Annotated in this window: 1 pseudogene; it reads right to left on the bottom strand. The window is 40.7% G+C overall.

Going from position 1 to position 541, the window contains the following annotated elements:
- Positions 1–73: 73 nt before the first annotated feature.
- Positions 74–541: pseudogene (locus ACRCJ0_RS19075) on the bottom strand (DNA-directed RNA polymerase subunit beta); the annotation flags it as partial.

The following is a 541-nucleotide window of genomic DNA, read 5'->3' on the forward strand; positions in this document are numbered from 1 at the left end:
AACCCGATACGCATGCTTTCAAATCTATTTACATCTACCAAGGGGCCAACCTCCCTTATCTAATTTGCCCAAATTATTCGTTTACTTGTTTTTGTGCAGTGATTTCACTTGCTTGTGATTCAACAGTTGCATCTGCATCAACTGCATTTTCTTTGTTTTCTTGATCTTTTTTAGGGAAGCCCGGTGTCACTTCATCCATGTCACGTAAATCTACTGCTTTCTTATCAGAGTCTAATACTTCAATGTCTAGACCTAATGATTGCAATTCTTTAACCAATACACGGAATGATTCAGGTACACCTGGTTTTGGAATTGGTTCACCTTTAACGATAGCTTCGTATGTTTGTACACGTCCTACAACGTCATCTGACTTGTAAGTCAAGATTTCTTGTAATGTGTATGCCGCACCGTATGCTTCTAGTGCCCAAACCTCCATCTCACCGAAACGTTGTCCACCAAATTGTGCTTTACCACCCAAAGGTTGTTGTGTAACAAGTGAGTAAGGACCTGTTGAACGCGCATGTAATTTGTCGTCGACCAT

It is taken from the genome of Aerococcus sp. L_32 (assembly GCF_050689315.1).